The organism is Hominimerdicola alba (assembly GCF_900109655.1).
Lineage (GTDB): Bacteria > Bacillota > Clostridia > Oscillospirales > Ruminococcaceae > Hominimerdicola > Hominimerdicola alba_B.
The window spans coordinates 204351-229697 of sequence record NZ_FOAT01000003.1; the positions used below are offsets into that span (position 1 = coordinate 204351).

Below are 25347 nucleotides of genomic sequence, written 5' to 3' on the forward strand. Positions count from 1 at the left end.
AAAAGACCCGATGACAAACGTCACCGGGTCATATCCGTTATTAAAAACGATCTTAGCCGAGCTTCTTAGCAAGCTGAGACTTCTTTCTTGCAGCGTTATTCTTGTGCAGAATACCCTTTGTGCAAGCCATATCGACCTTCTTGATAGCGGTTCTAACTACCTGCTCCTTATCAGCAGCATTGTTAGCAACAGCAGCATCAGCCTTCTTCAGAGCAGTCTTAAGATCGGACTTGATAGCCTTGTTTCTCAGGGTCTTCTTCTCGATGACCTTAACTCTCTTCTTTGCAGACTTAATGTTAGGCATTATGGACACCTCCCTCAATGTATAAAATCTCGCTTATCAGGATAAGCTATCCGCAGACTGAGAGGAAATGCGGATAACAGATTTGGCAAGCTTACTAAAATAGTTTAACACATTTCTCTCCCAATTGCAAGGGGTTTTCAAAAAAAATTCCGCAAATTTTCGGAACTTTATTTGTACATATTGTTTAAATCCACCCCTGTGTGATGCTGCATACGATAATTTATCCTACATACTGTGGGTTCTACTGGGGAAAACCTTTCTGAAGAAAGGTTATTCCCAAGCATCACGAAGTCATGCTGGACTCCTTTCCAAAGACTTCTATTTCTTTTTGGCAGTGGGCAGCTATTTCTATAAAGTGCAGTTAGTGACCGTACTAAGTGAATTTTATAAAGATATCTGCCCCCTGCCAAAAAGAGTTAAAAGTTTTCGGGGAGGAGTTTGAGGAGGACCCTTTTTCAAAAGGGTCTTCCTCAATAAAGCCCGCAGTACGTGTGGTAAATTATCATTTACAGCATCAGAAAGAAGGTATTGAAATGAAAGATCCACGCACTGATCTGGCGGTCGAGGCTGCACGCAGGCTGTCACTAAGCCGTGACATTGAGGGCGTAAGCCACAAGATAGATATCCTGTCGGGATCACAGCTTGAGATCGCAGACATCACGATAGAGACTTCTGCCGCCGCCAGAGAGCTTTGCCGTCCAAAGGGGCGGTATATCACGCTGAAAGCGATGGACAGCACTTTTGAGAACTACTGTACCTGCCGCGACGACCGCATACAGACCATAGCCGAAACTCTGCGAAGCCTTGCGGTCGGATGCGAGCGCATACTTGTGGCAGGTCTTGGTAACCGACATCTTACCGCTGATGCGCTGGGACCTCTTACGGTGGACAGGATTTTCGCCACAAGGCACATAAAGCGTCTTGCCCATGAGCTGGACACCAACGAACTCACCGAGGTATCGGCTATTGAAACAGGAGTTCTCGGGCAGACGGGGATAGAATCTACCGAACAGATCAAAGCCCTGTGCGAAGCTGTCCGCCCCGACCTTGTGATAGCTGTTGACGCTCTTGCCTGCTGGGAGCTTGACCATCTCGGACGGACGATACAGCTTTGCGACACGGGCATATCCCCCGGAAGCGGAGTTGAAAACTCCAGAAAAGAACTTTCACGCGCCACGCTCGGCGTTACCTGCATAGCCATCGGCGTGCCAATGGTGGTAGACCTTGCATCTGCCGCCGAGATGATATTCGGCAGACCCGCACCCGAGGGCAGCGAACGAATGACCGTCACCCCGGGAAGCATAGACAAGCTTGTGGAATCAGCGGCGGGATATATTGCTGAGGGGATAAACCTGGCTTTTCAGAAGAATATGACGCTGGAAGAGTTGAGGAGCTTATAGGGGGCTGAAATTTATTTCGGGTAATAATGCTATGATAAATCGAGGGTTGCTGGAGCAGTCGGATATTTGCTATGGTCGGAAGTTTGCGAGTTGTCGCCCCTCGTTCCTCGGGTCAAGTCATCGGAAACGCTTACGCTGTCCGATGACGGGCGCGGCAATATATTCACGCAGATAGTTTGTGCGGTGGCATACGATCGCATACGCTCGGAGTATTTGGTATTGCCACGCCTTTTTGACAGGGCGGGTAGTTTGCTGTGCTATTTACAGCACGGTTGTCACGTTGGTTTAGCGCCTTGAGTTGAGGGCTCTGCCTCTAACAGTCAGCTTTGTTGACTGTGTGCTCATCCCGCAAGCTTTTCGCGAAAAGCTTGACCAAAAGCTCCCTTCTTTGGCAGTTTACGCAGGATCGCTTAGTTTCACTTTTTTGTTCATTCTGAAAACCGCAATAATCGGTAAGCTTTTGAGAATGTCTGTATCCTCGCAAAATTCCGCAAAAGCAAGCACTTAAACGTTGTCGGAACGGTTATCGGGATAGCTATACTTTACTTGTTTTCACATGGGCAGAGTAGTATAATATAGGTGAATTATTTAATGACAGGAGGCAAGCACATGAAAATGTCATTCCGCTGGTACGGTACGGGAAACGACAGTATCACGCTCTCGCAGATACGTCAGATACCGGGTGTCCGTGAGATAGTCTGGGCACTGCACGAAAAGCAGCCGGGCGAAGTCTGGGAAAAGTCCGAGATACAGGCTGTCAAGGACGAGCTGGACAAGTACGGTTTCGGCATGAGCGTTGTGGAATCGGTAAACGTTCACGATGATATAAAGACCGCTGGGGCAAACCGCGATATCTACATAGAAAACTACAAGCAGACGCTCCGCAATCTCAGCGAATTCGGTGTAAAGGTTGTCTGCTACAACTTTATGCCTGTTTTCGACTGGACGAGGACAGATCTTTTCCATCCTCTGCCTGACGGTTCAACTGCGCTTTACTATGAGAAAAGCAAGATAAAGCAAGACCCCGAGGAGATGGCGGCATACATCCTCAAAGAGACAAAGGGCTACACCATGCCCGGCTGGGAGCCTGAAAGGCTGGCGAATCTGAAACAGCTTTTTGACCTTTATAAGGACGTTGACAAGGAAAAGCTCTGGGAGAACCTGAAATACTTTCTTGAAGAGCTTATGCCTGTTTGTCACGAGTGCGACATCAAAATGGCTATACACCCCGATGACCCACCCTGGGATATCTTCGGGCTGCCCCGCCTGCTGACAGATGAAGCGGCGGTGGAGCGTTTTCTGACCATGGTAGATGACCCATACAACTGCCTGACCCTTTGCTCGGGTTCGCTGGGTTCAAATCCCGAGAACAATGTGGCTGATATCGTTAAAAAGCACTGTGACAGGATAGCCTTTGCCCACATACGCAACGTCAAGCACTTTGACAACGGCGATTTCAGCGAGACTTCCCACCGCGACTGTGACGGCGATGTTGGCATACTGGATATCATCAAAGCCTACCACGACGGCGGTTTTGATGGCTATATCCGACCTGACCACGGCAGACACATCTGGGACGAAAAATGCCGTCCCGGCTACGGTTTGTATGACAGGGCGCTGGGCATCATGTACATACTTGGTGTATGGGATATGCTGGACAAGCTGAAAGGTCAGCAGAGCTGATAAGCTGATAATAAGAACAATGGGTGTTCCGCAGAAATGGGGGACACCCTTGACATAGTGAATGTTACTGTTTTTACAGTTACAGAAAGGTAAAATATGGATAACACAAAACGACCCTTTATGGACAAGGATTTTCTGCTGGACACGGAAGAAGCACAGATACTTTTCCATAAATATGCAGAGGATATGCCTATAATCGACTACCACTGCCACATCGACCCTAAGGATATAGCTGAGGACAGGAATTACGACAGTATAACCGAACTCTGGCTTGGGGGCGACCACTACAAGTGGCGGCTGATGCGTCAGTGCGGTATAGCTGAGAAGTACATAACAGGCAAAGAGGACAGCCGTGAGCGTTTCAGGCTGTGGTGCAGGACGCTTTCACAGGCGGTGGGAAGTCCGCTGTATCACTGGAGCCATCTGGAATTGCAGAGGTACTTTGACTGTGATCTTCCCATATGCGAGAAGAATGTGGACGAGATATATGATATCTGCAACGCTAAGCTTAAAAGCGGTGAGCTTTCCGCTAAGAAGATAATACGTATGTCGAAAGTAAAAGTAATAGGCACCACCGATGACCCATGCGACGACCTGTGCTGGCATAAGGTCATAGCTGAGGACAAGGAACTTGGGTGCAGGGTGATACCCACATTCCGACCCGACAAGATACTGCTTATAGAGGACAGTGGCTTTGCTGACTATGTACGTAATCTGGGTGAAGCTTCGGGTGTTGGGATAAACAGCTTTGAAAGCCTTAAAAAGGCGCTTTCACAGCGTATAGACTACTTTGCTGAGATGGGCTGCCGAAGCAGTGACCAAAGTACGGTGATGTTCCCCTGCATACCAACCGATGCGGATGAATGCGAGCGCATCTTTAATAAAGGTATGAGTGGTGAAGCTGTCAGCGAAGAAGAAAGGCTGGGCTATATAACCGAAGTCATGCTGTTCCTCGGCAGAGAGTACCGCCGTCACAGCTGGGTGATGCAGCTGCATTTCGGGGTGGCGAGAAATTCCAACAGCCGTATGTTTGAAGCCATCGGCAGAGATACGGGATTCGACCGCATACACAGCGATGCCCCAATCGAGAGCCTTGCGGCTTTCCTCAACGAGCTTGACAAGACCGACAGCCTGCCGAAGACAGTGCTTTACAGCCTTGACCCCTCAATGAACACAGCCCTTGATGTACTGGCAAAGTGCTTCAACGATGAGGGCGTGTGCGGCAAGGTACAGCACGGTGCGGCATGGTGGTTCAATGACAATATGGGCGGCATGAAAGAGCATCTGCGGAGCTTGTGCGAACAGGGTGTGCTGGGCAATTTCATCGGTATGCTGACGGATTCCCGCTGTATGCTTTCCTACACAAGGCACGAATATTTCAGGCGTATACTCTGCGCATTCATAGGCAGGCTATGCGCTGACGGCGAGCTTTATTTCGATGAGGATATCCTTGGGGACATAGTCAGAAAAGTCAGCTATGAGAATGCGGTGAAGTTTTTTGACATTGAGTGAGGTATCGGTATGCTGAATAAATTCAAGGAATGGGCGAAAAAGAACGGCTGGAATATTTTCCCTGCCAAGGACAGCACCGACCTGCCCGACTTCGTGACGGAAAGATACGCTATCCCCGAAAACTGGTTGCAGTTCATCAGACCTCTGGAGGTCTGCGAGAATAATGATGCAACAGTGTGGTTCGTGACCCCATGGGATTTCAGACGGCATGAGAACGGATTCAGGTGGAACGAATTTGAGCTTATGAGCCTTGAATGGTGCGACGGCGACAGTGCAGTTACCGAATTCTGGAACAGGCATATACCTGTTGTGCAGTCGGTGAAGGACGGATATTCCTACTACGCCATAAACACGGAGAACGGCAGAGTAGTGTACGGCTGTGAGCCTGAATTCGAGGAAGCGGAAACTGTGGCAGACAGCTTTGAGGACTTCATAGCAAAGATAATAGCAGGAGAAATAAAACTCTGATGATATAGAGGTAACAGACAATGGATAAGATAGTTGAAGAACTTAGTAAGATAGGCATAATCCCTGTGGTGGTTATAGAGGACGCCAACAAAGCCGTGCCGCTGGCAAAGGCACTGTGCGAGGGCGGTCTTCCTGCAGCTGAGGTTACTTTCAGGACGGCGGCGGCAAAGGATGCTATCGCGGCGATGTGCAAAGCTTGCCCCGAGATGATAGTCGGTGCAGGCACTGTGCTGACGGTGGGTCAGGCTGAGGACGCACTGGAGGCAGGTGCGAGGTTCATAGTTTCACCGAATTTCGATGAAGAGGTGGTGAAGTTCTGCCTTGAAAGAAAAGTTCCTGTTCTGCCCGGGTGCGCTACACCTACGGAGGTCGGAAAGGCTGTGGCTATGGGGCTTACAGAGGTCAAGTTCTTCCCTGCTGAACAGGCGGGGGGGCTTGCCATGATAAAGGCTATGGCGGCACCTTTCCGCGGAGTAAAGTTCATGCCCACAGGTGGGCTGAATACGAAGAATATCGGTGCATATCTGGATTCGCCTGAGATAATCGCCTGCGGCGGAAGCTTCATGGTGAACGGCGCTAAGATAGCGGCAGGTGACTTTGAATGGGTCAGGAAAGAGGCCGAAGCGGCAGTGGAGAAAATGCTCTCCCTCAGCTTTATAAAGACCGATAACGGTGTGAACGTTCTTGCTTCAAAGCGCCCAGAAAGAGCGGTGTATCATATGTCCCGTCGAGGAGTTAAGTTTGATGAAAGCACAGCCGTTTATGACGAAAAGGGTCTTGTGAGTATCGAGGGCGCAGGTATGCGCATAGTGCGGGGGTGATGTCATGAAATTTGTGACTTTCGGCGAGATACTGCTGAGACTTTCACCGCCGGGACACGCAAGATTTTTGCAGGCAGACAGCTTTGATGCCGTATACGGCGGCGGTGAAGCCAACACTGCCATATCCCTTGCACAGTTCGGGTATGATTCTAAATTCGTGACTAAACTGCCCGACCACGAGATAGGTCAGGCGGCGATAAACACCCTGCGTCAGTACGGTGTTGATACCTCTGATGTACTGCGGGGCGGTGACAGGATAGGTATGTACTATCTGGAAAAAGGAGCGGCACAGCGTCCATCAAAGGTGATATATGACAGGGCGAGTTCATCGGTAGCGGCGGCTACGGCTTGTGAATTTGACTGGGAAAGACTGCTTTCCGGGGCGGACTGGTTCCACATCACGGGCATAACTCCTGCCCTTTCAGCCGAGTGTGCAAAGGCATCACTTGAATCTGTAAAGACTGCGAAAAAGCTGGGTATAACTGTCAGCTGTGATATCAACTTCCGCCGTAAGCTGTGGGATAAGGACACCGCTGGAAAGGTCATGGCGGAGATACTTGGATACACCGATATCTATATAGGCGGCAGAGATCAGGCTGAGGAACTTTTCGGCATACCCACAAATGCCCGTGATGACAGCGACTACGAAGCCTACAAGGCGGTGGCTGAAAAGCTTAAAGAACGCTTCGGCTTCAAGAAAGTTGCCATAACCCTGAGGACTACCCTTTCATCGGACGAAAACAAGTGGGCGGCACTGTTGTATGACGGCGAGAAGCACTGTTATAGCCGTGAATACCGTTCGCTGATAGTTGACCGCGTTGGCGGCGGTGACAGCTTCTCTGCGGGGCTGATATACGCTCTGGGAGAGGGCATGGATACACAGTCGGCAGTGGATTTTGCTGCTGCGGCAAGCTGTCTTAAACTCTCGGTGGAGGGCGACTGCAATATCATGAGTGTGGACGAAGTAAAGTCGCTGGCATTCGGCGGCGGTTCGGCACAGGTACAGAGATGAGGAGATAATCATGAAGCTATCAACGGAAAGCATAGTTAATAATAAACAGGCATGGGCTGAAAAAGGCTTTAAAATGCCTGCATACGATACAAAAGCTGTAAAGCAGAAGACCATGGATTCTCCGAGGTGGATACACTTCGGCGCAGGAAACATCTTCCGCGGATACATAGCCTGTTTGCAGGACGAACTTCTTGATTCGGGCGAAGCTGACAGCGGCATACTGGCTGTGGACAGCTTTGATGCCGAGACTATCGAGAAGATATACGACCCCTTTGATGACCTTGTACTGCTGGTAGGTCTGAGGGCGCAGGGTGACAGATATCTGCGGGTGATAGGCAGTATAGGCGGTGCGCTGTGCGCTAAGGGCGAAGGCTTTGCACAGCTGAAAAAGTACGCTGAGAACGATTCTTTGCAGATGATATCTTTCACCATAACCGAAAAGGGCTATGCCGTAAAGGATATGAACGGCGAGGTATTCCCCTTTGTGAAAGAGGATATCAAAGCGGGTCCCGAGGGTCAGTTGAATTCTGCCATGTCGATGATAGCGGCTATGCTATATGCAAGGTTCAAGGCGGGTGCTAAGCCCATAGCACTGATCAGCATGGATAATTGCAGCCGAAACGGTGACAAGCTTCGTGAGGGCGTTATGTTCACGGCAAAGGCATGGGCTGAGAATGATCTGGTGGGCGAGGACTTCATCGCTTATCTCGAAAGCGGCAAGGTAAGCTTCCCATGGTCGATGATAGACAAGATAACTCCACGTCCTGACAGCGGTGTATGTGATGAACTCACCGCTATGGGCATCGAGGATATGCACCCTGTACAGACTGAACGCGGAACGTTCATAGCGCCTTTCGTGAATGCTGAAATGCCACAGTATCTGGTCATTGAGGACGATTTTCCCAACGGCAGACCGCCCCTTGAAAAGGCTGGTGTATACCTCACTGACCGCGAGACCGTTGACCGTGCCGAGAAGATGAAGGTCATGACCTGCCTGAACCCTCTGCACACTGCACTGGCTGTTTTCGGCTGTCTGCTGGGACATAAGAAGATAGCTGAGGAGATGGCAGATGCTGACCTGAGAGAACTGGTATACCGTCTGGGTTATGATGAGGGCTTGCCTGTTGTGGTTGACCCAGGGATAATCCGACCCGAGGATTTCCTCAAAGAAGTTCTTGAAGAAAGACTGCCCAACGGCAATCTGCCAGATACACCCCAGAGGATAGCCACCGATACCAGTCAGAAGCTGGCTATACGCTTTGGCGAAACGATAAAAGCCTATGCCGAAAAGGGTACTTCGGGAGAACTGAGGCTGATACCCCTTGTGATAGCCGCATGGCTGAGATATCTCACAGGTATTGACGACAACGGCGAAGCTATGCCCCTCAGTGCCGACCCCATGCTTGAAGAGATGCAGAAGACCGTCCGCCCCGAATGGTACGGAAGCACCTGCGATGCTGATAAAGTACGCAGTATCCTGACGAACAGCACTCTCTTCGGCACCGACCTTGTGAAAGCAGGTCTTGCGGAGAAGATAACAGCCTATCTCGACAGTATGCTGGCAGGCAAGGGTGCAGTAAGGGCGACCCTGAAATCAGTGCTTTAGTGTGCTAAACATTTTACTGAATATCCTGAAATTTACTGACACAGTTTGTCAGTAAATTAAATGCCTGAAAAAGGCTTCGTTTCAGCCCTATTTTTTTATTATTCCGCAAATAATGCACGGATAGAGAAATAATCGTAAAAATCACAGTATATTTCCAATATATAGAAAAAACGATTTATTAAAGTGTTCGTACTACCTGTGCAGTAAATGCAGTAAAATGGAAGATCGGCTTCCGAGGGCGTTATGATAAAAAAATAAGGTGTGTCCGCGGGGGCACACCTTTATCTTTTAAACAAAAATGCCTGTCTGCATACTTTTCGCAAACAGGCTTTTGATTTTCAGCGCGCCCGACAGGAGTCGAACCTGCGGCCTTCAGAGTCGGAGTCTGACGCTCTATCCAGCTGAGCTACGGACGCATATTCAGGGGCACGAATGCCCCTGATTTTATACCAGTTTTGACGTAATAAACATTATTATACCAAATGCAATAATCGGTATAAGCAGGAAATAACTGATTATCCTGAGTGCCACTCCGAGCTTTCGGTTCTTTTGGGACTTTCCCGCAAAATGACCAGCCGCAAACGTACCGAGACCGAACAGTATGATACCAAACACAGCTGCGCCCAAAACAAAGAGCACCAATATCAGCGAAAATCCGCCCATTTATCTCAGCTTAGCACCGTTAGGCAATGTCTGGTCGGGGAATATAACCCTTGCAGAACCATCGGGAGCGTCTGCCGCGCAGATCATGCCGTTGGATTCAACACCGCAGAATGTTACAGGCTTCAGGTTAGCCACGATGATGACTTTCTTGCCGATGAGGTCTTCGGGCTTGTACCATGCAGCTATGCCGCTGACTACCTGTCTGCCGCCGAAGCCGTCATCAAGCTGCAAGCAAAGAAGCTTCTTGGACTTCTTGACCTTTTCACACTCCTTGACCTCTGCCACTCTCAGCTCTACCTTTGCAAAATCCTCAATGGTTATCTGCTCTGCAAGAGGAACAGGCTCGAAAGCATCAGCAGCTTCCTCAGCCGCAGCAGCCGCTGCCTGTGCAGCCATCTTAGCCTGAGCTTCTTCCATGAACTTTGCAGCGTCTATTCTTGCAAACAGCGGAACAGGCTCGCCTACGTTTCCGCCTGCTTTCAGTCCGCCGAACTTTGTCAGGCTGTCAAGACCCTTGACATCTGTGCCAACCTCAGCCAGTATCTTCTCGCTGGTCTCGGGCATGAATGCTTCAAGGATAACGCCCAGGAATCTGATAGTTTCAAGCAGGTTGTAGAGAACTGTGGAAAGTCTGCCGAACTTGGCTTCGTCCTTGCCCAGTACCCACGGCTCAGTCTCATCGATGTACTTGTTTGCACGTCTTGCCAGTGTCATGATAGCTTCCATAGCGTCAGCCATACGGTACTGGTCGATAAGTTCAGCCACCTTTTTGGGAGTTTCTTCTGCCAGTGCGATAAGCTCGTCATCAACAGGCTCTTTCACCTCAGGCTGACGTATCTCACCGCCGAAATACTTCTTGGTCATGGCAACAGTTCTGTTTACCAGGTTGCCCAGAGTATTAGCCAGGTCGGAATTGTATCTCTCTATCAGTGATTCATAAGTTATGGAACCGTCACCGTTAAGACCCATCTCGCTCAGCAGATAGTATCTTGCGCCGTCAACACCGAAGGTATCAACAACTTCATCGGCATAGATAACATTGCCCTTGGACTTGCTCATCTTGTCCTCGCCGAAGAGTATCCAGTTGTGACCGAAGAGCTTCTTGGGTATCTCAACACCCAGCGCATGGAGCATGATAGGCCAGTAGATAGAATGGAATCTCATTATATCCTTGCCGATAACGTGGCAGTCGCAGGGCCAGTACTTCTTGAACTGCTCGCTGCTGCCGTCAGGGTCATATCCCAGTGCTGTGATGTAGTTTGAAAGCGCATCTATCCATACGTAGATAACGTGCTTGGGGTCGAATGTAACGGGTATCGACCATGTGAAAGTCGTTCTCGAAACACAGAGATCCTGAAGACCGGGCTTGATGAAGTTGTTGAGCATCTCCTTCTTGCGGCTCTCGGGAACGATGAAATCGGGGTGTGTCTCGATATAGTCTTCCAGCCACTTCTGATACTTGGAAAGCTTCAGGAAGTATGCTTCCTCATGTGCGGGCTTTACTTCGCGTCCGCAGTCAGGACATTTGCCGTCAACCAGCTGTGACTGTGTCCAGAAGCTCTCGCAGGGCACACAGTACATACCCTCGTAAGAACCCTTGTAGATATCGCCCTGCTCATAAAGCTTGTTGAATATCTTCTGAACGACCTTTTCGTGCTGTTCGTCGGTAGTCCTGATAAAGCCATCATAAGAGATATTCATGCACTTGCAGATATCCTTTATCTCGCCTGCTACTTTGTCAACGTGCTCCTTGGGAGAGATACCCTCTTCCTTAGCAAGACCCTCTATCTTCATACCATGCTCGTCCGTACCTGTAAGGAAGAACACATCATAGCCCTGCATTCTCTTGAAACGAGCGATAGCATCAGTGAATACTACCTCGTAAGTATTGCCGATATGCGGCTTCTTGGACGCATACGCAATAGCTGTTGTTATATAAAACTTCTCTTTCTCCATAAAAAAGACCTCCTGTCAAGAATGTCACTATACTATTATAGCACATAATAAAATCAATTGCAAGCTTTTTTTGTCGGATATCGCGGAATCAATTGGGAGAAAAATGAACGGTGGATAGAATGCCAAGGAGAAGAGCTTTATCTGACTAGCGCTAAAGAAGTAATCTATCCATACCAAAATAATTGATACAGACGATATACAGCGGATCAACAGCCACATCTTCGGGTGTGGCTGTTTAGATGTAACCTAAAACACAAGGCTAATTAGCGGCTGTGATTAAAATAATTAATACTTTGTTTTCTTGGTAAAAATTTCTACTATTTATAAACATCGTATAACTCGACTCGATTTTACCAGAAAATCGCGTGATAATTTAACAATTCTCGAAATTTAATTTAATATTAGCTTGACAATTAATCTGTAATTCGCTATACTATTAATCAATGAAGTGCTTCATTTAATTTTCATGCTGGTGTTGAAAGAAATCACCAGTTTATAACATTCTAAAACTATAGCAAAACAACGGAGGAAATTATAATGAATATCAAAAAAAGAATCACAGCATTTAGTGTTGCTGTAGTAATGATGACATCTATCTTTTCTATGACTGCATCGGCAGATTATGATGATGAACTTTACATAAATAAAAGTGCAACTGAAGGTGATATTTCTGTAGAAAAAGGTAGCGGTGGTGACCATATTTCTTTGCGTTTTTATTGGGCTTATTTTGATAAGACCAACATTGTAGATGGTTATCTTCATGGTTCTCAATATGATAATTATTTCACTCTCAAAAGTGCATACAGAATAAATGGAAGAACTTATGACTCTAAAAGCGGCAAAAACGGATCTGACGAAAGAGAAGTGACTATAAAGCAGACAGGCAACCATTTTAATTATGAAAAAAAGGTCAAAAGCAAGAAGATGGATTGGGTTAACATGAGAGGATATACTTATATCAGCAACAAGAAAACTTGTCCATTTTCCAACAGAGCCGATCTCAAGATTACAAGAGGAGAAAAAAAATAAAATAACGTTAAAGGAGCAAATAACTGTAACGGCATAATACACAGAATTATGCGTTGTAGTTAATCTGAATCATCAGATAAAAAACTTCTTTCTGATATAATTAATTATTTTTGCAGTTATAGTCGGCATTTTGCCGACTATATTTTTTAAGAACGTGAGTGAAAAGTATGTTAAACTATATTTTAAAAAATATAATATCATTTGCAAAGGAAAAAAAGGGGATATTTTTATTCTTTACTATTGCTCTAATAATAACATCGTTTTTCGGACTGTATGTTTATGCACAGTTTGAGTCGAGCATGGTAAGCGTGGTCGACCTATCCACTCTCAAAGATGCGGCGGTATATATCAATATCGGTGAAGAGTCGGCAGACAGCGATTTTGACTATGATTCTTTTATTAAAAAGTTAGATGAAAATGCTGATAAAATCGGTATAGATGAATATGATTTTGTATATACTCTCAATGCCATCAATGGTGATTTTGATGAAGACGAAATGGATATGCTAATGAAAGATGAATCATTCTGCTTCATGGCATATCCTGATCCAAATAGTGAAAAAGACAAGATTGCTATAATTAACACCAAGATATATGACGGCGAAGGACTAACCGAAAAAGAGATAGAAAACGGCGAAAATGTGTGCATATTTTCAGGTTCTAAAATTGTTTCTGATATATTGATACAAGGGATAAAGTATAGGATCAAAGGTGAATATGATTCAAGCGATAATCTTTCATTCGGGGTTATACCGTTCAGAAGTGCTGTCAGTAATTCACTTGTCCCAGATAAAGCAGCTATAATGCTTAGTGGATTAGATCAAAAAAACTATCTTTCCCTAACTTCTGAAGCTATAAAAAAGCTCGAGAAACTATTTCCGGAGTATTCAATCGAGAGCGCAGCAATGGAAGGTTCGTATTCCGCAATGCTAACAAATGAAAAAACACTTACAAGCGATAATATTCTGATGATAGGAATGATGCTGCTTGTAATACTGACGCTGTGTAGCATTTATAGCTTTGTTTTCAACATGAGAGAGAAGAAATTTGCTATATTCAAGATATGCGGTGCTAAAAATTCTGACATAGCGAAGATATGTATTTACGAGATGATGATTCTTTTTACACTGTGCTATCTTGTTTCTTCTGTGATATTCTTTTCACTTAACAAAACACTGTTCTATAAGTATCAGCCTGCGTTCGCATTAAAGGTCAGGATGGAAACGTATGTGATATGCTATTTCTGCCTGCTGATCGTAATGCTAATGGTATTCGGCTTTTTTTCGGTAATTAAAGGTAAAACATCACCAGTAAAAATGATTGCAAACAGCAAGAGACTAGAGTAATGGGAGAAATACAATGAGCTATAACTTTTTTGTACAAAAGCAGATAAAATGTCACAAAGTTCTTTTTATTGTTGCCGTTGCTCAGATGGCACTGTCGGTGTACTTGATACTTGTAATGTCTGATAATATCAGCAGATTCGGCTATGCAGGAAAAGTATTCAGAAAAATGAATTCTGAAAATTTGGTGTATGTAACCCGAACCGTTAACGATAATTTCGAAAATGATTTTAAAGAAGACGAGTTGTTTGAACAATTTGATGCACTAAGAACAGAGTATCTACAAAATGGAGATAACATTGTCACCGCTACTGATAAAGCGTGGAAAGACCTTGGTAATCCCGATGCCAATTTCGAAAAAATAAATTCTGACGATATTTCTGATATGCCATATCTTAAAGACACGTTGTACATGGAAACAACGCCCTTTATCACAACTAATGACCCAGATGAGTCTGGCAGTGTAGTTGCAGTTGATAGCGAACTCAGTAAGCTGATTAACTATGATGTTAATCAAGGGAAATGGCTCGACAACGCACAAAGCACTGACAAAATGATAGATGTGGTCGTAGCTGATAATACGAGATACAAACTGAATGACATATTACCGATATATGATTACGAATTATCATTTGATGATGCTAACGATGAAATCAAATATAACATAGTAGACAATGGATACAAAGCTAGAATTATAGGTATTCTTGATTATGGTGACGCTTCGCTTGATATGACAAACACCTGTACTTGGCTTGACAGTTTTAATCTGTACGATATGATCGGAAGATATGAGGAAAATACGCTTATAGCGTTGAAGGAGGATATGGAAGAGTGTTATAAAGCTTATGGAGTTACAGAAAAAAAACTTGATCACACCTATGTAATAGCACATCTTGAGGACAAAATTGGTGAAAAGCAGTATGACGAGATAGAAGATTATCTAGCAAAGAAGCGAATGGCCGGTGTTGACATGGAAAGGATATACAGTAACACTGTAGATCTAGAACGCAATGAGTTCAGTAATTCTTTAATTCCCACTCTCGCAGCAGGCATTTTTTCGATATTCTCCATAATCGCAATATCGATATTTCAGATGCAGTACATGAACAGGAAATATCAGATATACTATTACTGTGGCATGGAAAAAGGCAAAGAGGTAGTTATTCAGATGCTGTACTCGTTGTTTATATCTACAACCGCTATGATATTGGCATTTGGCATATATATATCATCGGGTGTGATAAAATATCGCAGTGTAATTGCTGCGGCACGAAAGAATGGTATATCCGAGAACACGATATCATCATGGTACTCTTTGTCAGATTATGTTCATATCAACTTTGGTGCAGTAATTATTATATTTGTACTTACTGCGCTAATCATGTTGTTTTCGACAATGCTTTGTGCATTCAGCGTCAGATACGGAAAGGATTGATTTTTTATGATCGAGCTCAATAATATAACCAAGATATACAATCCACGGAAGAATAACGCATTCGAGGCATTACACGAAGTTTCCTGTGAAATACACGATGGAGAACTTGTGGCGATAATCGGTAAATCGGGTGCAGGAAAATCAACGTTGCTGCACATTCTCGCCTGCATCGACAACTATCAGAGCGGCGAATACAAAATCGATGGAATTGTTGTAAAAAACTTGCCTGAAAGAAAATACGCAAAGATACGTAATGAGAAAATTGGAATGGTTATGCAAGACTTTGCGCTCGTAGAAGATTTTACTGCTCTTGAAAATGTTATGATTCCCCTTAATTTTCTCAGGAAAAAGGATGTAAAGAAAAAAGAAAAGGCTTTGCAGGCATTAAAGTCGGTAGGTATCGAAGAATTAGCGAAAAAGAATTGCAACAAAATCTCTGGAGGTCAAAAGCAACGAGTAGCCATTGCAAGGGCGATAGTTAATGACCCCTCAGTTATCCTTGCTGATGAACCTACAGGAGCCCTTGATACAAAAACCTCCGCTGAAATAATGGACTTGTTTAGACAGTTGCACAGCCAAGGTAAAACAATTATCATTGTGACACATGACATAAATGTAGCACATCAGTGTGATAGGATAATAGAGATAAGCGATGGAAAGATAATTTCAGACAGTTTACAGTGATTTAACAAAGCAAGTCTTTTTTACATGGAAATGCAAGTGCAGCAGAGTCTAATCTGCTGCACTTTTGTTATACCACAAGAACGATAATATCGGCTCCTAATTAGTAGCATTCATACAGAATTGAAATTGTAAATCTCAAACAAATGTTCCAAAAAACTATTGACAAATCAGAACATCCGTGCTATAATCTATTATACAATCGAACGTATGTACATATCGAGATTGATCCAAACCGAAAGGAGGACTGATACCAGCAATATATCATTTCAACGTCAAAATGGTCACTCGAACAAGTGGAGGGTCATGCGTGGCAAGTGCTGCGTACATAGCAGGTGAAAAGATAAAGAATGAGCGTGACGGCAAGATCCACGACTACCGTAATAAACACGAAGTTGTCCACAAGGAGGTATTGCTGCCTGCAAATGCTCCGCCCGAATACAGCAACAGAACCAAACTATGGAACGCTGCCGAGTGCGCGGAAAAGCGAAAGAATTCCCAAACTGCTCGGAGCATCAACGCTGCTTTGCCACGAGAGTTGTCAAGAGAAGACCAGATTGATCTGGTCAGACAGTTCTGCGAGCAGTGTTTTGTCAGCAAGGGAATGTGCTGTGATTTTGCCATTCACGACAAGGACGACGGGAATCCTCATGTGCATATTCTGCTGACCACCCGTAAGGTTGACAAGTCCGGTTTCACACAAAAGGAACGAGCGTGGAATGACCGTAAGCTTTTGTTGGAGTGGCGGGAGCGTTGGGCGGATTGGTGTAACCACAAATTATATTTCGTTTCGGACGCTCGGGTCGATCACCGAAGTTACAAGGATCAGGGCATAGATCGAATACCGCAGATACATCTAGGTGTAGAGGTCTGTGCCGTTGAGCGCAAGGGCTTCAAGACCGATAAGGGCAACAAGAACCGTAGGATACGCAAGCGCAATCTTGAAACTGAGATCGCTGAGCTTGAAAAAGAGATGCAGGCTATTCGCGCTGAGCATAAACAGGAGACGATTGACTATATCGAAGCAAATATAGGGTGCAGAGTGTCAGATGCTTTCGCGATACATGACAAAATGCCTGTGCTGGAAAAATATGAGAAATACTTGCAGGAGCGAGGTGTGCCGTGTGAGTTTATTTTCTACAATAAGGACAAGTACGAATTGTTCATACCGAAGACCGAAAAGGAAAAGGCTATTGGTCTGCTTTACCCAGTTTCGGAAACAGAACCCTGAAAGGGACGACCGGAGCAATACGCAACAGAAATCTGCACCGTCCAAAAAGCCGAAGCGGTAATTATAGCTGCATATTCAAACACGTGCTGTATGGCACTAAAGCGGTATCGCTTGCATAAGGGAGAGTCCAGAGAGGGAGTTTTCCCTCTTTGGCGCACTTCAAACTCGAAGAGTTTGTATAAGTGCGCCCTACGGGGTTATGGTGGATAATGGCGATCGAGGGATAAAAACGCAAAACTAACCGCCATGTCAAACTTTCGCGTATGCGAATAGCTGCGTATGCAGCAGGGGCAGAATTGCCCTCTGGGAAAGGAGAATGCCATTGAGTAACAAGAAGCTGACAACAGAAGAAAAGATCGAGAAATCAAAAGAGTATGAAGATGAGATGTCGCGGCTGCAAAATAAAATGAAAACCATGCGGGCAGCGAAAAAGAAGCTCGATGCTGAGATTGCCGACGAACTGGAAAAAGCCGAAATTGTGACTGATCAAGCGGTCGGCAAAAAGTTCAGAAGTAAAATGAGTATCGCTCTGCCGCTGGACAAGTATAGTGAGATCATCGATTTCATGTTCATGCATGAGGACTGTGTGGAGTTTATCGATGAAGTAATAGCTAAGTACAGGCATGAACAGGAAGCGGCTAAGGCTAAAAATCAGGAAGAACAGTCCATTGAAGAAAATGGTGAGGCAGCTGAATCTGTCCTCGCTGATGACAGCGACAATATTGAAGAAAAAAACTGAAACTGCACCTGCGGACGAAGTCGTTCATTCAGATGCAGGCAGCGAATCAGCGTAAATAAAAGAGTAAAGGAAAGGTCTGGTGATACCTATGCACAATTAACCGCTGTCGGCAGGAGTAGACCGTGAACGCTTTTGCTGACAGTGTTTCGGGAAATAACAGGGGTCTCATCAGCCCCGAAAATTATTTGTAAAATCTTCAAATACCTGCCGTCACTCCTTACGGCAGGAAAACTTATCCACTTCAAAAACATCTTCTCCTTAAACGAGAGGAGAATGAATTTGAAAACAACATTTACAAAAGAAGAACAGAAGAACCCACGCTACGAGCTGAATTCGGTGAGGGAGTACAAGATCGGTCACACGACCTATATCGTCAAAACGTACTTCGACCTCGAATGCGGGGAATCACTGGAAGATCTGCTCCAGCGTTTGGTAACAAAAGAGATATGCAAAGCGATGTCGTCATAACGGCATAAATAACCGAAGGAACAGCGGGTCATTGCACATTTGGTATTGACAACCACGAACGTTTGTGCTATAATATACATGATCCGCTGTGATCGTCGGAAAGAGAGGAATGAATGAAAGACAAGATCACAGCATTGTATTGCCGCCTCAGCAATGATGACGATTTGCAGGGCGAGAGCAACAGTATAACAAATCAGAAGTCCATTCTTTTGGACTTTGCAAAGAAAAATGGTTTCTATAACACCGAGTTCTATGTCGATGATGGCTGGTCGGGGACTAACTTCGACAGACCCGATTTTCAGCGAATGGTCAGAGATATGGAGAATGGAAAAATAGGCACGGTAATAACTAAGGATTTGAGCCGTTTGGGTCGAGATTATCTGATCACAGGTCAATATATTGAAATGATTTTCCCTGACCATAACGTGCGCTACATAGCCATCAATGACAATGTGGACACGCAGAAATCCGAAAATGACATGATGGTGTTCCGCAACGTGTTTAATGACTTTTATGCTCGTGACACTTCTAAGAAAATCAAAGCAGTATTTAAGGCGAAAGGAATGTCGGGCAAACCGCTTTCTCCGATCGCACCTTACGGTTACAAAAAGTCCGAACAGGACAAAGATCAATGGGTGATCGATGAGGAAACTGCACCTATTGTCAGGAAGATATTTCACTTGTGCATCGAGGGATACGGTCCGAGTAAAATCGCAAATATCCTGACAGACGAGCAAATTCTCAGACCGACAGCCTACAACGAGCTGAAATCAACCGGTCAGATCACCTGCGAAAAGCCTTACCGCTGGAACTGCAAATCGGTGGTGGGCATACTGGAAAGGCAGGAATATCTGGGCAAAACGGTCAACTTCAAGACCAGACAGAAGTCCTACAAGTGCCACAAAACGCTGACAAATCCCGTGGAAGACCGAATGATTTTCGAGAACACCCATGAACCGATAATCAGCCAACAGGATTTTGACGTAGTTCAGGAAATACGCCAAAACAGAAGGCGCAAGCAGAAGACTAATCAAATAAACCCATTTTCGGGCATCGTTTATTGTGCCGACTGCGGCAAGCTGATGTACATCTGCCGACACTCGAAAGAGGGCAAAAGCACCGAGCATTTCAAATGCGGAAGTTATTCGTATGACAGCAAAGTTTGCTCCGCGCATTATATAAGGACGGTGGTGCTTGAACAGGTCGTTCTTGCTGAGATGAACAGCATTCTCGACACAGTCACCAAGAACGAAGAAGAGTTTGTTAGCACAACTATTGACAGCAGAAATGCCGAGTATCTGAGCGAGGTAAAGTCAGCAAAAAAGGTGCTAACAAAATCCGAAAAGCGAATATCCGAACTGGACAGGCTTTTTACAAGGCTTTACGAGGATAACGTTTCGGGTAAAATCAGCGATGCACGATTTGAAGTGATGTCGAAGAACTATGAGAATGAGCAGGAACAGCTTAAAGTGAAAGTCGCAGAGCTTACCAAATTCATCGAGGATAAGGAGCAGAAATGCTCGGATATACATGATTTCATCGAGCTTGTCAAGAAGATAAAGCACATCGACGAGCTGACGCCAAAGAACCTGCGTGAAATGATCGAAAGGATAATAGTCCATGAACCCGATAAATCCAGCGGTCACAGGATGCAGGAGATCGAGATCATTTTCAGATTCAATGTTGTAAAGTCGAGGATTGTCCTTGACGGCAGAGATTTCGACAGACGCAAAAAGGCCGCATAGGCGTTATTAGCGCTTTATCGCTAGTGAACATTTGGTCAAGCTTTTCGCGAAAAGCTTGCGGGAGTTTGAGGGCAGAGCCCTCAATCACCAAGGAGCAATACCAAAATGTACGACATACTACAAGAGCGATACGAACTCATACCGAACAATGCGCGGGCATGCCAGAACATATGAGCGTGTACCAAAGTATACGACCGTATCATTTGGTATGCGTGAATAATGCCCGCGCATGAAATCGGACAGCGAAGCGAATCCGATTTTTCGACCCGCAAGGGGCGACATTGTCAACCGCAGTCCCTCTGATAAGAACGGGGTATTCTCAGCACGTCCATTAAATGCGTACTTGCTTTTTAGAACGTACTGCGGATTAGTCGCCCCTCACTTCGTTCGGGTCGAGCCGTCAAAGGCGCTTCGCTGTTTGACGGCGGGCGCGGGCAATTTTTACGCACGTAGTTTGTGCTTGTGTTAAAGTTTTTGCTCACGCTCAAAATTTTTGGGATTGCCCGCGCCGTGTGGTCGGAAGTAAGCTTCTTTATTTGAAGCACTGTTGCCGCGTCGCTTTTGCGCCTTGACCGAGAGGCTCTGCCTCTCGAGCTCTCCGCAAGCCTGCTGGCGCGAGGCTTGACCGCGCGCTTTGTTTCCTTGGCATATCTTATCACTTTCTCTGCTATTGCCCACAAAAAAAGAGCGGCACAAAACCGCTCTTTTTCTTATGTTATTGGGATCAGCCCATTACTACTTCAACTTCGTGAGTAGTATCAGCCTCGAATACAGGCATTACGTTGCCGTTGATCTTAGTACCGTCAACAGTTACCGACTTGATACCCTTGCATACGTGATCGGGGTTCTTAACGGTGATGTTGTAGGTGTTGCCGCGGAACTTTCTGGTGATATTGAAGCCGTCCCAAGCCGAAGGAATGGAAGGATCGATCTTCAGACCATCGAAGTCAGGCTGTACACCGAGGATGTACTGAGAAATAGCAACCATATTCCATGCAGCTGTACCTGTCAGCCAAGAGTTCTTGCCCTGACCGAAGTTCTTGCCGGGTCTGCCGATATCGGAACCAGCGTCCTTACCGCCGATCATCTGACCGTATACGTAAGGCTCGGTCTTGTGGATATCAGAAGTCTCCTCAGTGAAAGCAGGAGCGATCTCGGAATAGTACTTGAATGCCTGATCACCCTCACCTGCGTAAGCAGCAGCACAGATTATCCATGCGTTGTTGTGTGTGAAGATACCTGCGTTCTCCTTGTATCCGCCGGGATATGTGGAGATCTCACCGTACTGGATATAGTACTTGGAGAATGCGGGGTTGTTGAGTACAAGACCGAACTTGGTGTTGAGTCTTTCATCGATAGCAGCAAGAGTCTTCTTGTCAGCACCCTGCTCCTTACCGATCTCGGACATGATAGCGAAGCCCTGGGGCTCGATGAATATCTGACCCTCTTCGCACTCCTTGGAGCCCATCTTCTCGCCGTTAGCGTCATAAGCTCTGAGGAACCAGTTGCCGTCCCAAGCAGATTCCATAACGCACTTCTTCATCTTGTCGATCTCAGCCTGAGCTGCGGCAGCTTCGTCGTCCTTGCCCAGATGCTTGAGGATAGATACGTAGTTAGGACCTGCATATGTGAACAGAGTTGCAACCATTACAGACTCAGCTACCTTGGAATAACCGCCCTCAGCTGCGAACTTTGGATTGGTATAAGTCTGGAAGCTCTCACCGGGAGTATCGGAGTAGCAGGACAGGTTGATGCAGTCGTTCCAGTCAGCACGCATTGCGAGAGGCAGACCGTGAGGACCAAGGTTGTTTACGATGTGGTAGAAGGAAACCTTCAGGTGATCCAGCATAGGCTGTGCCTTGGATTCATCGTTATCGTAAGGAACCATCTCATCGAGGATGCCCCAGTCGCCTGTCTCCTTGATGTATGCGGAAACAGAAAGGATCATCCACAGCGGGTCATCGGAGAAGTCGCCGCCGATATCGGAGTTGCCCTTCTTGGTGAGGGGCTGATACTGGTGATAGCAGCCGCCGTCAGGAAGCTGAGTGGAAGCGATATCGATGATACGCTCTCTTGCTCTGTCGGGTATCTGGTGAACGAAGCCCAGAACGTCCTGGTTGGAATCACGGAAGCCCATGCCTCTGCCGATACCTGACTCGAAGTAGGAAGCAGAACGTGAAAGGTTGAATGTGACCATGCACTGATACTGGTTCCAGATGTTGACCATACGGTCAACCTTGTCATCGGGAGTATTAACGTTGAGTATGCCGAGAAGAGCATCCCATGAAGCCTTCAGCTCAGCCAGACCAGCGTCAACCTTTTCGGGAGTGTTGAACTGCTCGATCATAGCCTTTGCCTTAACCTTGTTGATGGTCTTGCCGTCAGCCTCGAACTTCTGATCTGCGGGCATCTCAACATAACCCAGAACGAATATCAGTGTCTTGCTCTCGCCAGCTGCAAGGGTGATCTCCTTGTAGTGAGAAGCGATAGGCGACCAGCCGTCAGCAAAGGAATCGGTAGCCTTGCCTGCCATTACGGCCTGAGGATCATTGAAGCCGTTGTACAGACCGATGAAAGAATCACGGTCGGTATCGTAGCCGTCGATGCTGTCGTTTACAGAGTAGAAAGCGTAGTGATCGCGTCTGTCTCTGTACTCGGTCTTATGATAGATAACAGAGCCGTCTACCTCTACACGGCCTGTTGAGAAGTTTCTCTGGAAGTTTGTGCAGTCATCCTGAGCGTCCCACAGACACCACTCTGCAAAAGAGAACAGCTTAAAAGACTTTTCAGCGCCGCTCTTGTTGGTCAGAACGACCTTCTGTACCTCACCGTTGTAGTTGTTAGGTACGAAGAATGTAACCTCAGCCTCCAGACCGTTCTTTTCACCCTTGATGATAGTGTAGCCCATACCGTGACGGCAGGTGTAAGCATCAAGTTCGGTCTTTACAGGTGACCAGCCGGGGTTCCATACAGTACCGTTATCGTTGATATAGAAATATCTGCCGCCCATATCGATCGGCACGTTGTTGTAACGGTAACGTGTGATCCTTCTCAGTCTTGCGTCCTTGTAGAAGCTGTATCCGCCTGCTGTGTTGGATATGAGGGAGAAGAACGCCTGAGAGCCCAGATAGTTTATCCAAGGGTAAGGAGTTCTTGGTTCGGTGATGACGTATTCCTTGTTCACGTCGTCGAATTTTCCGAATTTCATTGGTTTTTCCACCTTTCCATTATTTTTATACTAAGTCACCGCCCCATGGGGACAGATCCTATGATATCATTCTCGCTGTGGTTTCGGGTATATCTGTGAATATGACCCGCTGCTCCAGCATACATACATTAATTTTTTGTCCCGCACCGCAATGCTGAAACTTTCAGCACCGGTAGGACGCATCTTTTTTCTGACAGCCGCCGTCAGGTCAGAGCCTTCACCCATATGGTGCATACCCTCTGACGGCACAGGATCGAGTTCATCAAAGACCTCTGCAGCCGCTTCATAAGCGATATAGGCGTTGCGGTAGAGCGTTTTTTCGTCAGCGGCATCTGCGCCTATCTCACGAACTTTGTCGATCTTACCTATGTCATCAGCCGTTATCACGACCGTGACCTCAGCATTAACCTTGCCGAATGGCAGAGTTTCGGGGGATACCTTTACCCGCAGTGTGACACTTGTCAAGCCGTCATTTACGGATACTATGGCAGGGGCGTAGTATTCTGTCTGCGCCTTGCCGGGATAGTATTCATTGAACAGCCTTGACCTCGGTGAAACATATCTCAGGTTTTCGGATAACATCTCATCGGCGGCATCGCATTTACCCTCCGCAAGGACTTCCAGCCATTTTTCAAAAACAGCTTTCGCGATAGCTATCACGTCGTCCTTTTCGTGCGTTTGTGATCCCTCTTCCGTGAAGATCTCCTCATCCGTAAGTATCTCATCGTCCGTGGTCACTTTATCTGCATCTGCCGAAGATATCGTGTCAGGTATCTCCGCATCGTCCCACTCACATCCTGATGCCGACAGCGCAAAAACTGCCGCAGCTGCTGCCGTAAAAAGCTTTTTTACTCGGTATAGAACCTCTGCCAGCATTTGAACGTTTCGCCTTTTTTCAGCTCACAGTAACCTGTGATGTCATCATCAAGCGAAAGGTTCGCGGAGTTTATCATGGCAGTCATGGGCTCGGGGCAGAAATAACCCTTGTCGCCGCTGTCGTTCCACATATTCCAGAACCTGAATTCCTCGGATACTTCATTTAGCAGAGTATGACCGCTCTTAGTATCCTTTACGATGACGCCGTTGAAAGGCTTGTTTTTGTAGCTGTTCATCACAGCTGTGTACATATCGTTGTCCAGGGGCTGACCTACTGGCACTTTCTCGCCGTTCTTGTACTCCTTGTCCCAGTCTGCCAGAGACAGCAGCTTCTCGGTAGGCAGACATCTCCTGTTCAGCTCGCATTTTTCGCCCACAGGAACACAGAGTCTCAGATCAGCCTCATCTCCGCCGTCTTTCAGCGGAGCATTTATACAAGTGTGAGTGCATATCGAAACAGGCAGAGCCTTATCAGCATTTGAAGTAAGATATATATCCTGTCTCAGCCCTTCGGGAGAGAGGGTGAATGTGTAGGATATCTTGAAATCCAGCGGGAAGTACTGATACATCTCGTCATTCTTATCGAAAACATAGGAGGTTATCAGAACGCATTTGCCGTTTTCTTCGGTATAACATTCTATCTCATGTTCGCGCTTATGTACCCAGCCGTGGATGAAATTATCAAACAGGGGTTCATTTATCGGCAGTTCGTAAACAGCATCGGAAGTCTTGATAACGCCCTTATCAAAGCGGTTAGGAAGATAAAGCGTGGGCAGACCCCATATCTCGCGCTGTTCCTCAATCGTTTTCATTGGTATGAATTTACGGAATTTGAATATTTCCAAATCGTTTTCGTCATCTCTGAATCTCAACACCGAAGAACCCACTGAAGGGGCGATAACAGCGGTGTATTTCCCCGACTGCATCTTTACGCAGTCTTTGCCCTTGAACGTATAATTCAAGTCGATCTTATTCACTTCTTACTCTCCTCACTTTGCGTCAGAGGGCGCATTTACCCTCTTGTGACCTCATATAGCAATCATTATATCACACTTGGTATGATTATTCAAGTGCTTTTAATTATTTTTGCACATTTTAATAATTTCACCCCCCCTGTTTTGAACAACTTTACAACGAAACTTAAACGTTTACGAAAACATTAGTTCG

Annotated in this window: 21 protein-coding genes and 1 tRNA gene; 15 read left to right on the forward strand and 7 right to left on the reverse strand. The window is 46.1% G+C overall.

What is annotated here, in order from left to right; translation table 11 throughout:
- Positions 1-52: 52 nt before the first annotated feature.
- On the reverse strand, positions 53-304 hold the full coding sequence (gene rpsT / locus BMY75_RS05000; RefSeq protein ID WP_013496991.1) for a 30S ribosomal protein S20: 252 nt from the start codon (positions 302-304) through the stop codon (positions 53-55).
- Positions 305-837: 533 nt separating this feature from the next.
- Here rpsT and gpr point away from each other — a divergent pair.
- The 7 genes from gpr (at position 838) to BMY75_RS05035 (ending at position 8806) form a co-directional block, all read left to right on the forward strand.
- Positions 838-1704 (forward strand): GPR endopeptidase, encoded by an 867-nt coding sequence (gene gpr, locus BMY75_RS05005; protein WP_074830634.1) that lies wholly within the window; start codon positions 838-840, stop codon positions 1702-1704.
- A 609-nt stretch (positions 1705-2313) separates the two neighbouring features.
- Positions 2314-3387, forward strand: a complete 1074-nt coding sequence (gene uxuA / locus BMY75_RS05010; protein WP_074830637.1) for a mannonate dehydratase — start codon at positions 2314-2316, stop codon at positions 3385-3387.
- Positions 3388-3483: 96 nt separating this feature from the next.
- The gene (gene uxaC / locus BMY75_RS05015) at positions 3484-4899 is read left to right on the forward strand and encodes a glucuronate isomerase (RefSeq protein WP_074830639.1); all 1416 of its coding nucleotides are present in this window, start codon (positions 3484-3486) and stop codon (positions 4897-4899) included.
- Positions 4900-4908: 9 nt separating this feature from the next.
- Positions 4909-5367, forward strand: a complete 459-nt coding sequence (locus BMY75_RS05020; RefSeq protein WP_074830641.1) for a hypothetical protein — start codon at positions 4909-4911, stop codon at positions 5365-5367.
- 20 nt (positions 5368-5387) lie between these two features.
- A complete protein-coding gene (locus BMY75_RS05025) occupies positions 5388-6188 on the forward strand; it encodes a bifunctional 4-hydroxy-2-oxoglutarate aldolase/2-dehydro-3-deoxy-phosphogluconate aldolase (RefSeq protein ID WP_074830644.1) in 801 nt (266 codons plus the stop codon).
- Between the two features lie 4 nt (positions 6189-6192).
- Positions 6193-7200, forward strand: a complete 1008-nt coding sequence (locus tag BMY75_RS05030) for a sugar kinase (RefSeq protein WP_074830647.1) — start codon at positions 6193-6195, stop codon at positions 7198-7200.
- 10 nt (positions 7201-7210) lie between these two features.
- Positions 7211-8806: a mannitol dehydrogenase family protein gene (locus BMY75_RS05035; protein WP_074830649.1), complete on the forward strand. Its 1596-nt coding sequence runs from the start codon at positions 7211-7213 to the stop codon at positions 8804-8806.
- Positions 8807-9148: 342 nt separating this feature from the next.
- Here the strand turns inward: BMY75_RS05035 and BMY75_RS05040 are convergent.
- The 3 genes from BMY75_RS05040 to metG all read right to left on the reverse strand — a co-directional run bounded on the left by BMY75_RS05040 (position 9149) and on the right by metG (position 11425).
- Positions 9149-9222: transfer RNA gene (locus BMY75_RS05040), tRNA-Arg, on the reverse strand.
- Positions 9223-9250: 28 nt separating this feature from the next.
- Positions 9251-9469, reverse strand: coding sequence for a hypothetical protein (locus BMY75_RS18215; RefSeq protein ID WP_074830652.1), 219 nt, complete (start codon positions 9467-9469; stop codon positions 9251-9253).
- The gene (gene metG / locus BMY75_RS05050) at positions 9470-11425 is read right to left on the reverse strand and encodes a methionine--tRNA ligase (protein ID WP_074830654.1); all 1956 of its coding nucleotides are present in this window, start codon (positions 11423-11425) and stop codon (positions 9470-9472) included.
- A 537-nt stretch (positions 11426-11962) separates the two neighbouring features.
- Between metG and BMY75_RS05055 the strand changes: the two genes are divergently transcribed.
- The 8 genes from BMY75_RS05055 to BMY75_RS05090 all read left to right on the forward strand — a co-directional run bounded on the left by BMY75_RS05055 (position 11963) and on the right by BMY75_RS05090 (position 20096).
- Positions 11963-12454, forward strand: a complete 492-nt coding sequence (locus BMY75_RS05055) for a hypothetical protein (protein WP_074830657.1) — start codon at positions 11963-11965, stop codon at positions 12452-12454.
- A 167-nt stretch (positions 12455-12621) separates the two neighbouring features.
- Complete coding sequence (locus BMY75_RS05060; protein WP_074830659.1) at positions 12622-13800, forward strand: FtsX-like permease family protein; 1179 nt, start codon at positions 12622-12624, stop codon at positions 13798-13800.
- Between the two features lie 13 nt (positions 13801-13813).
- Positions 13814-15232 carry a hypothetical protein gene (locus BMY75_RS05065; protein ID WP_074830662.1) on the forward strand — a complete coding sequence of 473 codons (1419 nt, stop codon included), beginning with the start codon at positions 13814-13816 and terminating at the stop codon, positions 15230-15232.
- A gap of 6 nt (positions 15233-15238) precedes the next feature.
- Positions 15239-15916, forward strand: a complete 678-nt coding sequence (locus BMY75_RS05070; protein WP_074830665.1) for an ABC transporter ATP-binding protein — start codon at positions 15239-15241, stop codon at positions 15914-15916.
- 256 nt (positions 15917-16172) lie between these two features.
- Positions 16173-17144 carry a MobQ family relaxase gene (mobQ, locus tag BMY75_RS05075; RefSeq protein WP_278289156.1) on the forward strand — a complete coding sequence of 324 codons (972 nt, stop codon included), beginning with the start codon at positions 16173-16175 and terminating at the stop codon, positions 17142-17144.
- Between the two features lie 322 nt (positions 17145-17466).
- Positions 17467-17883 carry a hypothetical protein gene (locus BMY75_RS05080; protein ID WP_074830671.1) on the forward strand — a complete coding sequence of 139 codons (417 nt, stop codon included), beginning with the start codon at positions 17467-17469 and terminating at the stop codon, positions 17881-17883.
- A gap of 279 nt (positions 17884-18162) precedes the next feature.
- Positions 18163-18351: a transposon-encoded TnpW family protein gene (locus BMY75_RS05085; protein ID WP_074830673.1), complete on the forward strand. Its 189-nt coding sequence runs from the start codon at positions 18163-18165 to the stop codon at positions 18349-18351.
- 113 nt (positions 18352-18464) lie between these two features.
- Entirely contained in the window at positions 18465-20096 is a 1632-nt protein-coding gene (locus BMY75_RS05090) for a recombinase family protein (protein ID WP_074830676.1), read from the forward strand.
- Positions 20097-20820: 724 nt separating this feature from the next.
- Here BMY75_RS05090 and BMY75_RS05095 read toward each other — a convergent pair.
- From BMY75_RS05095 to BMY75_RS05105, 3 genes are all read right to left on the reverse strand, one after another.
- On the reverse strand, positions 20821-23304 hold the full coding sequence (locus BMY75_RS05095; protein ID WP_074830678.1) for a glycoside hydrolase family 94 protein: 2484 nt from the start codon (positions 23302-23304) through the stop codon (positions 20821-20823).
- 66 nt (positions 23305-23370) lie between these two features.
- Positions 23371-24180, reverse strand: coding sequence for a hypothetical protein (locus tag BMY75_RS05100; RefSeq protein ID WP_074830681.1), 810 nt, complete (start codon positions 24178-24180; stop codon positions 23371-23373).
- Positions 24153-25157, reverse strand: a complete 1005-nt coding sequence (locus BMY75_RS05105; protein WP_074830683.1) for an aldose 1-epimerase — start codon at positions 25155-25157, stop codon at positions 24153-24155. Before BMY75_RS05105 ends, BMY75_RS05100 begins: the two co-directional genes overlap by 28 nt.
- Positions 25158-25347 lie beyond the last annotated feature (190 nt).

What these genes read in the sequence shown, in the direction of transcription:
- BMY75_RS05095 (WP_074830678.1), bottom strand. Translation starts at nt 23,304, where the DNA reads ATGAAATTCGGAAAATTCGACGACGTGAACAAGGAATACGTCATCACC.
- BMY75_RS05060 (WP_074830659.1), top strand. Translation starts at nt 12,622, where the DNA reads ATGTTAAACTATATTTTAAAAAATATAATATCATTTGCAAAGGAAAAA.
- gpr (WP_074830634.1), top strand. Translation starts at nt 838, where the DNA reads ATGAAAGATCCACGCACTGATCTGGCGGTCGAGGCTGCACGCAGGCTG.
- BMY75_RS05035 (WP_074830649.1), top strand. Translation starts at nt 7,211, where the DNA reads ATGAAGCTATCAACGGAAAGCATAGTTAATAATAAACAGGCATGGGCT.
- rpsT (WP_013496991.1), bottom strand. Translation starts at nt 304, where the DNA reads ATGCCTAACATTAAGTCTGCAAAGAAGAGAGTTAAGGTCATCGAGAAG.
- uxuA (WP_074830637.1), top strand. Translation starts at nt 2,314, where the DNA reads ATGAAAATGTCATTCCGCTGGTACGGTACGGGAAACGACAGTATCACG.
- BMY75_RS05030 (WP_074830647.1), top strand. Translation starts at nt 6,193, where the DNA reads ATGAAATTTGTGACTTTCGGCGAGATACTGCTGAGACTTTCACCGCCG.
- BMY75_RS05090 (WP_074830676.1), top strand. Translation starts at nt 18,465, where the DNA reads ATGAAAGACAAGATCACAGCATTGTATTGCCGCCTCAGCAATGATGAC.
- BMY75_RS05070 (WP_074830665.1), top strand. Translation starts at nt 15,239, where the DNA reads ATGATCGAGCTCAATAATATAACCAAGATATACAATCCACGGAAGAAT.
- BMY75_RS05100 (WP_074830681.1), bottom strand. Translation starts at nt 24,180, where the DNA reads ATGCTGGCAGAGGTTCTATACCGAGTAAAAAAGCTTTTTACGGCAGCA.
- metG (WP_074830654.1), bottom strand. Translation starts at nt 11,425, where the DNA reads ATGGAGAAAGAGAAGTTTTATATAACAACAGCTATTGCGTATGCGTCC.
- BMY75_RS05055 (WP_074830657.1), top strand. Translation starts at nt 11,963, where the DNA reads ATGAATATCAAAAAAAGAATCACAGCATTTAGTGTTGCTGTAGTAATG.
- BMY75_RS05065 (WP_074830662.1), top strand. Translation starts at nt 13,814, where the DNA reads ATGAGCTATAACTTTTTTGTACAAAAGCAGATAAAATGTCACAAAGTT.
- BMY75_RS05025 (WP_074830644.1), top strand. Translation starts at nt 5,388, where the DNA reads ATGGATAAGATAGTTGAAGAACTTAGTAAGATAGGCATAATCCCTGTG.
- BMY75_RS05020 (WP_074830641.1), top strand. Translation starts at nt 4,909, where the DNA reads ATGCTGAATAAATTCAAGGAATGGGCGAAAAAGAACGGCTGGAATATT.
- BMY75_RS18215 (WP_074830652.1), bottom strand. Translation starts at nt 9,469, where the DNA reads ATGGGCGGATTTTCGCTGATATTGGTGCTCTTTGTTTTGGGCGCAGCT.
- uxaC (WP_074830639.1), top strand. Translation starts at nt 3,484, where the DNA reads ATGGATAACACAAAACGACCCTTTATGGACAAGGATTTTCTGCTGGAC.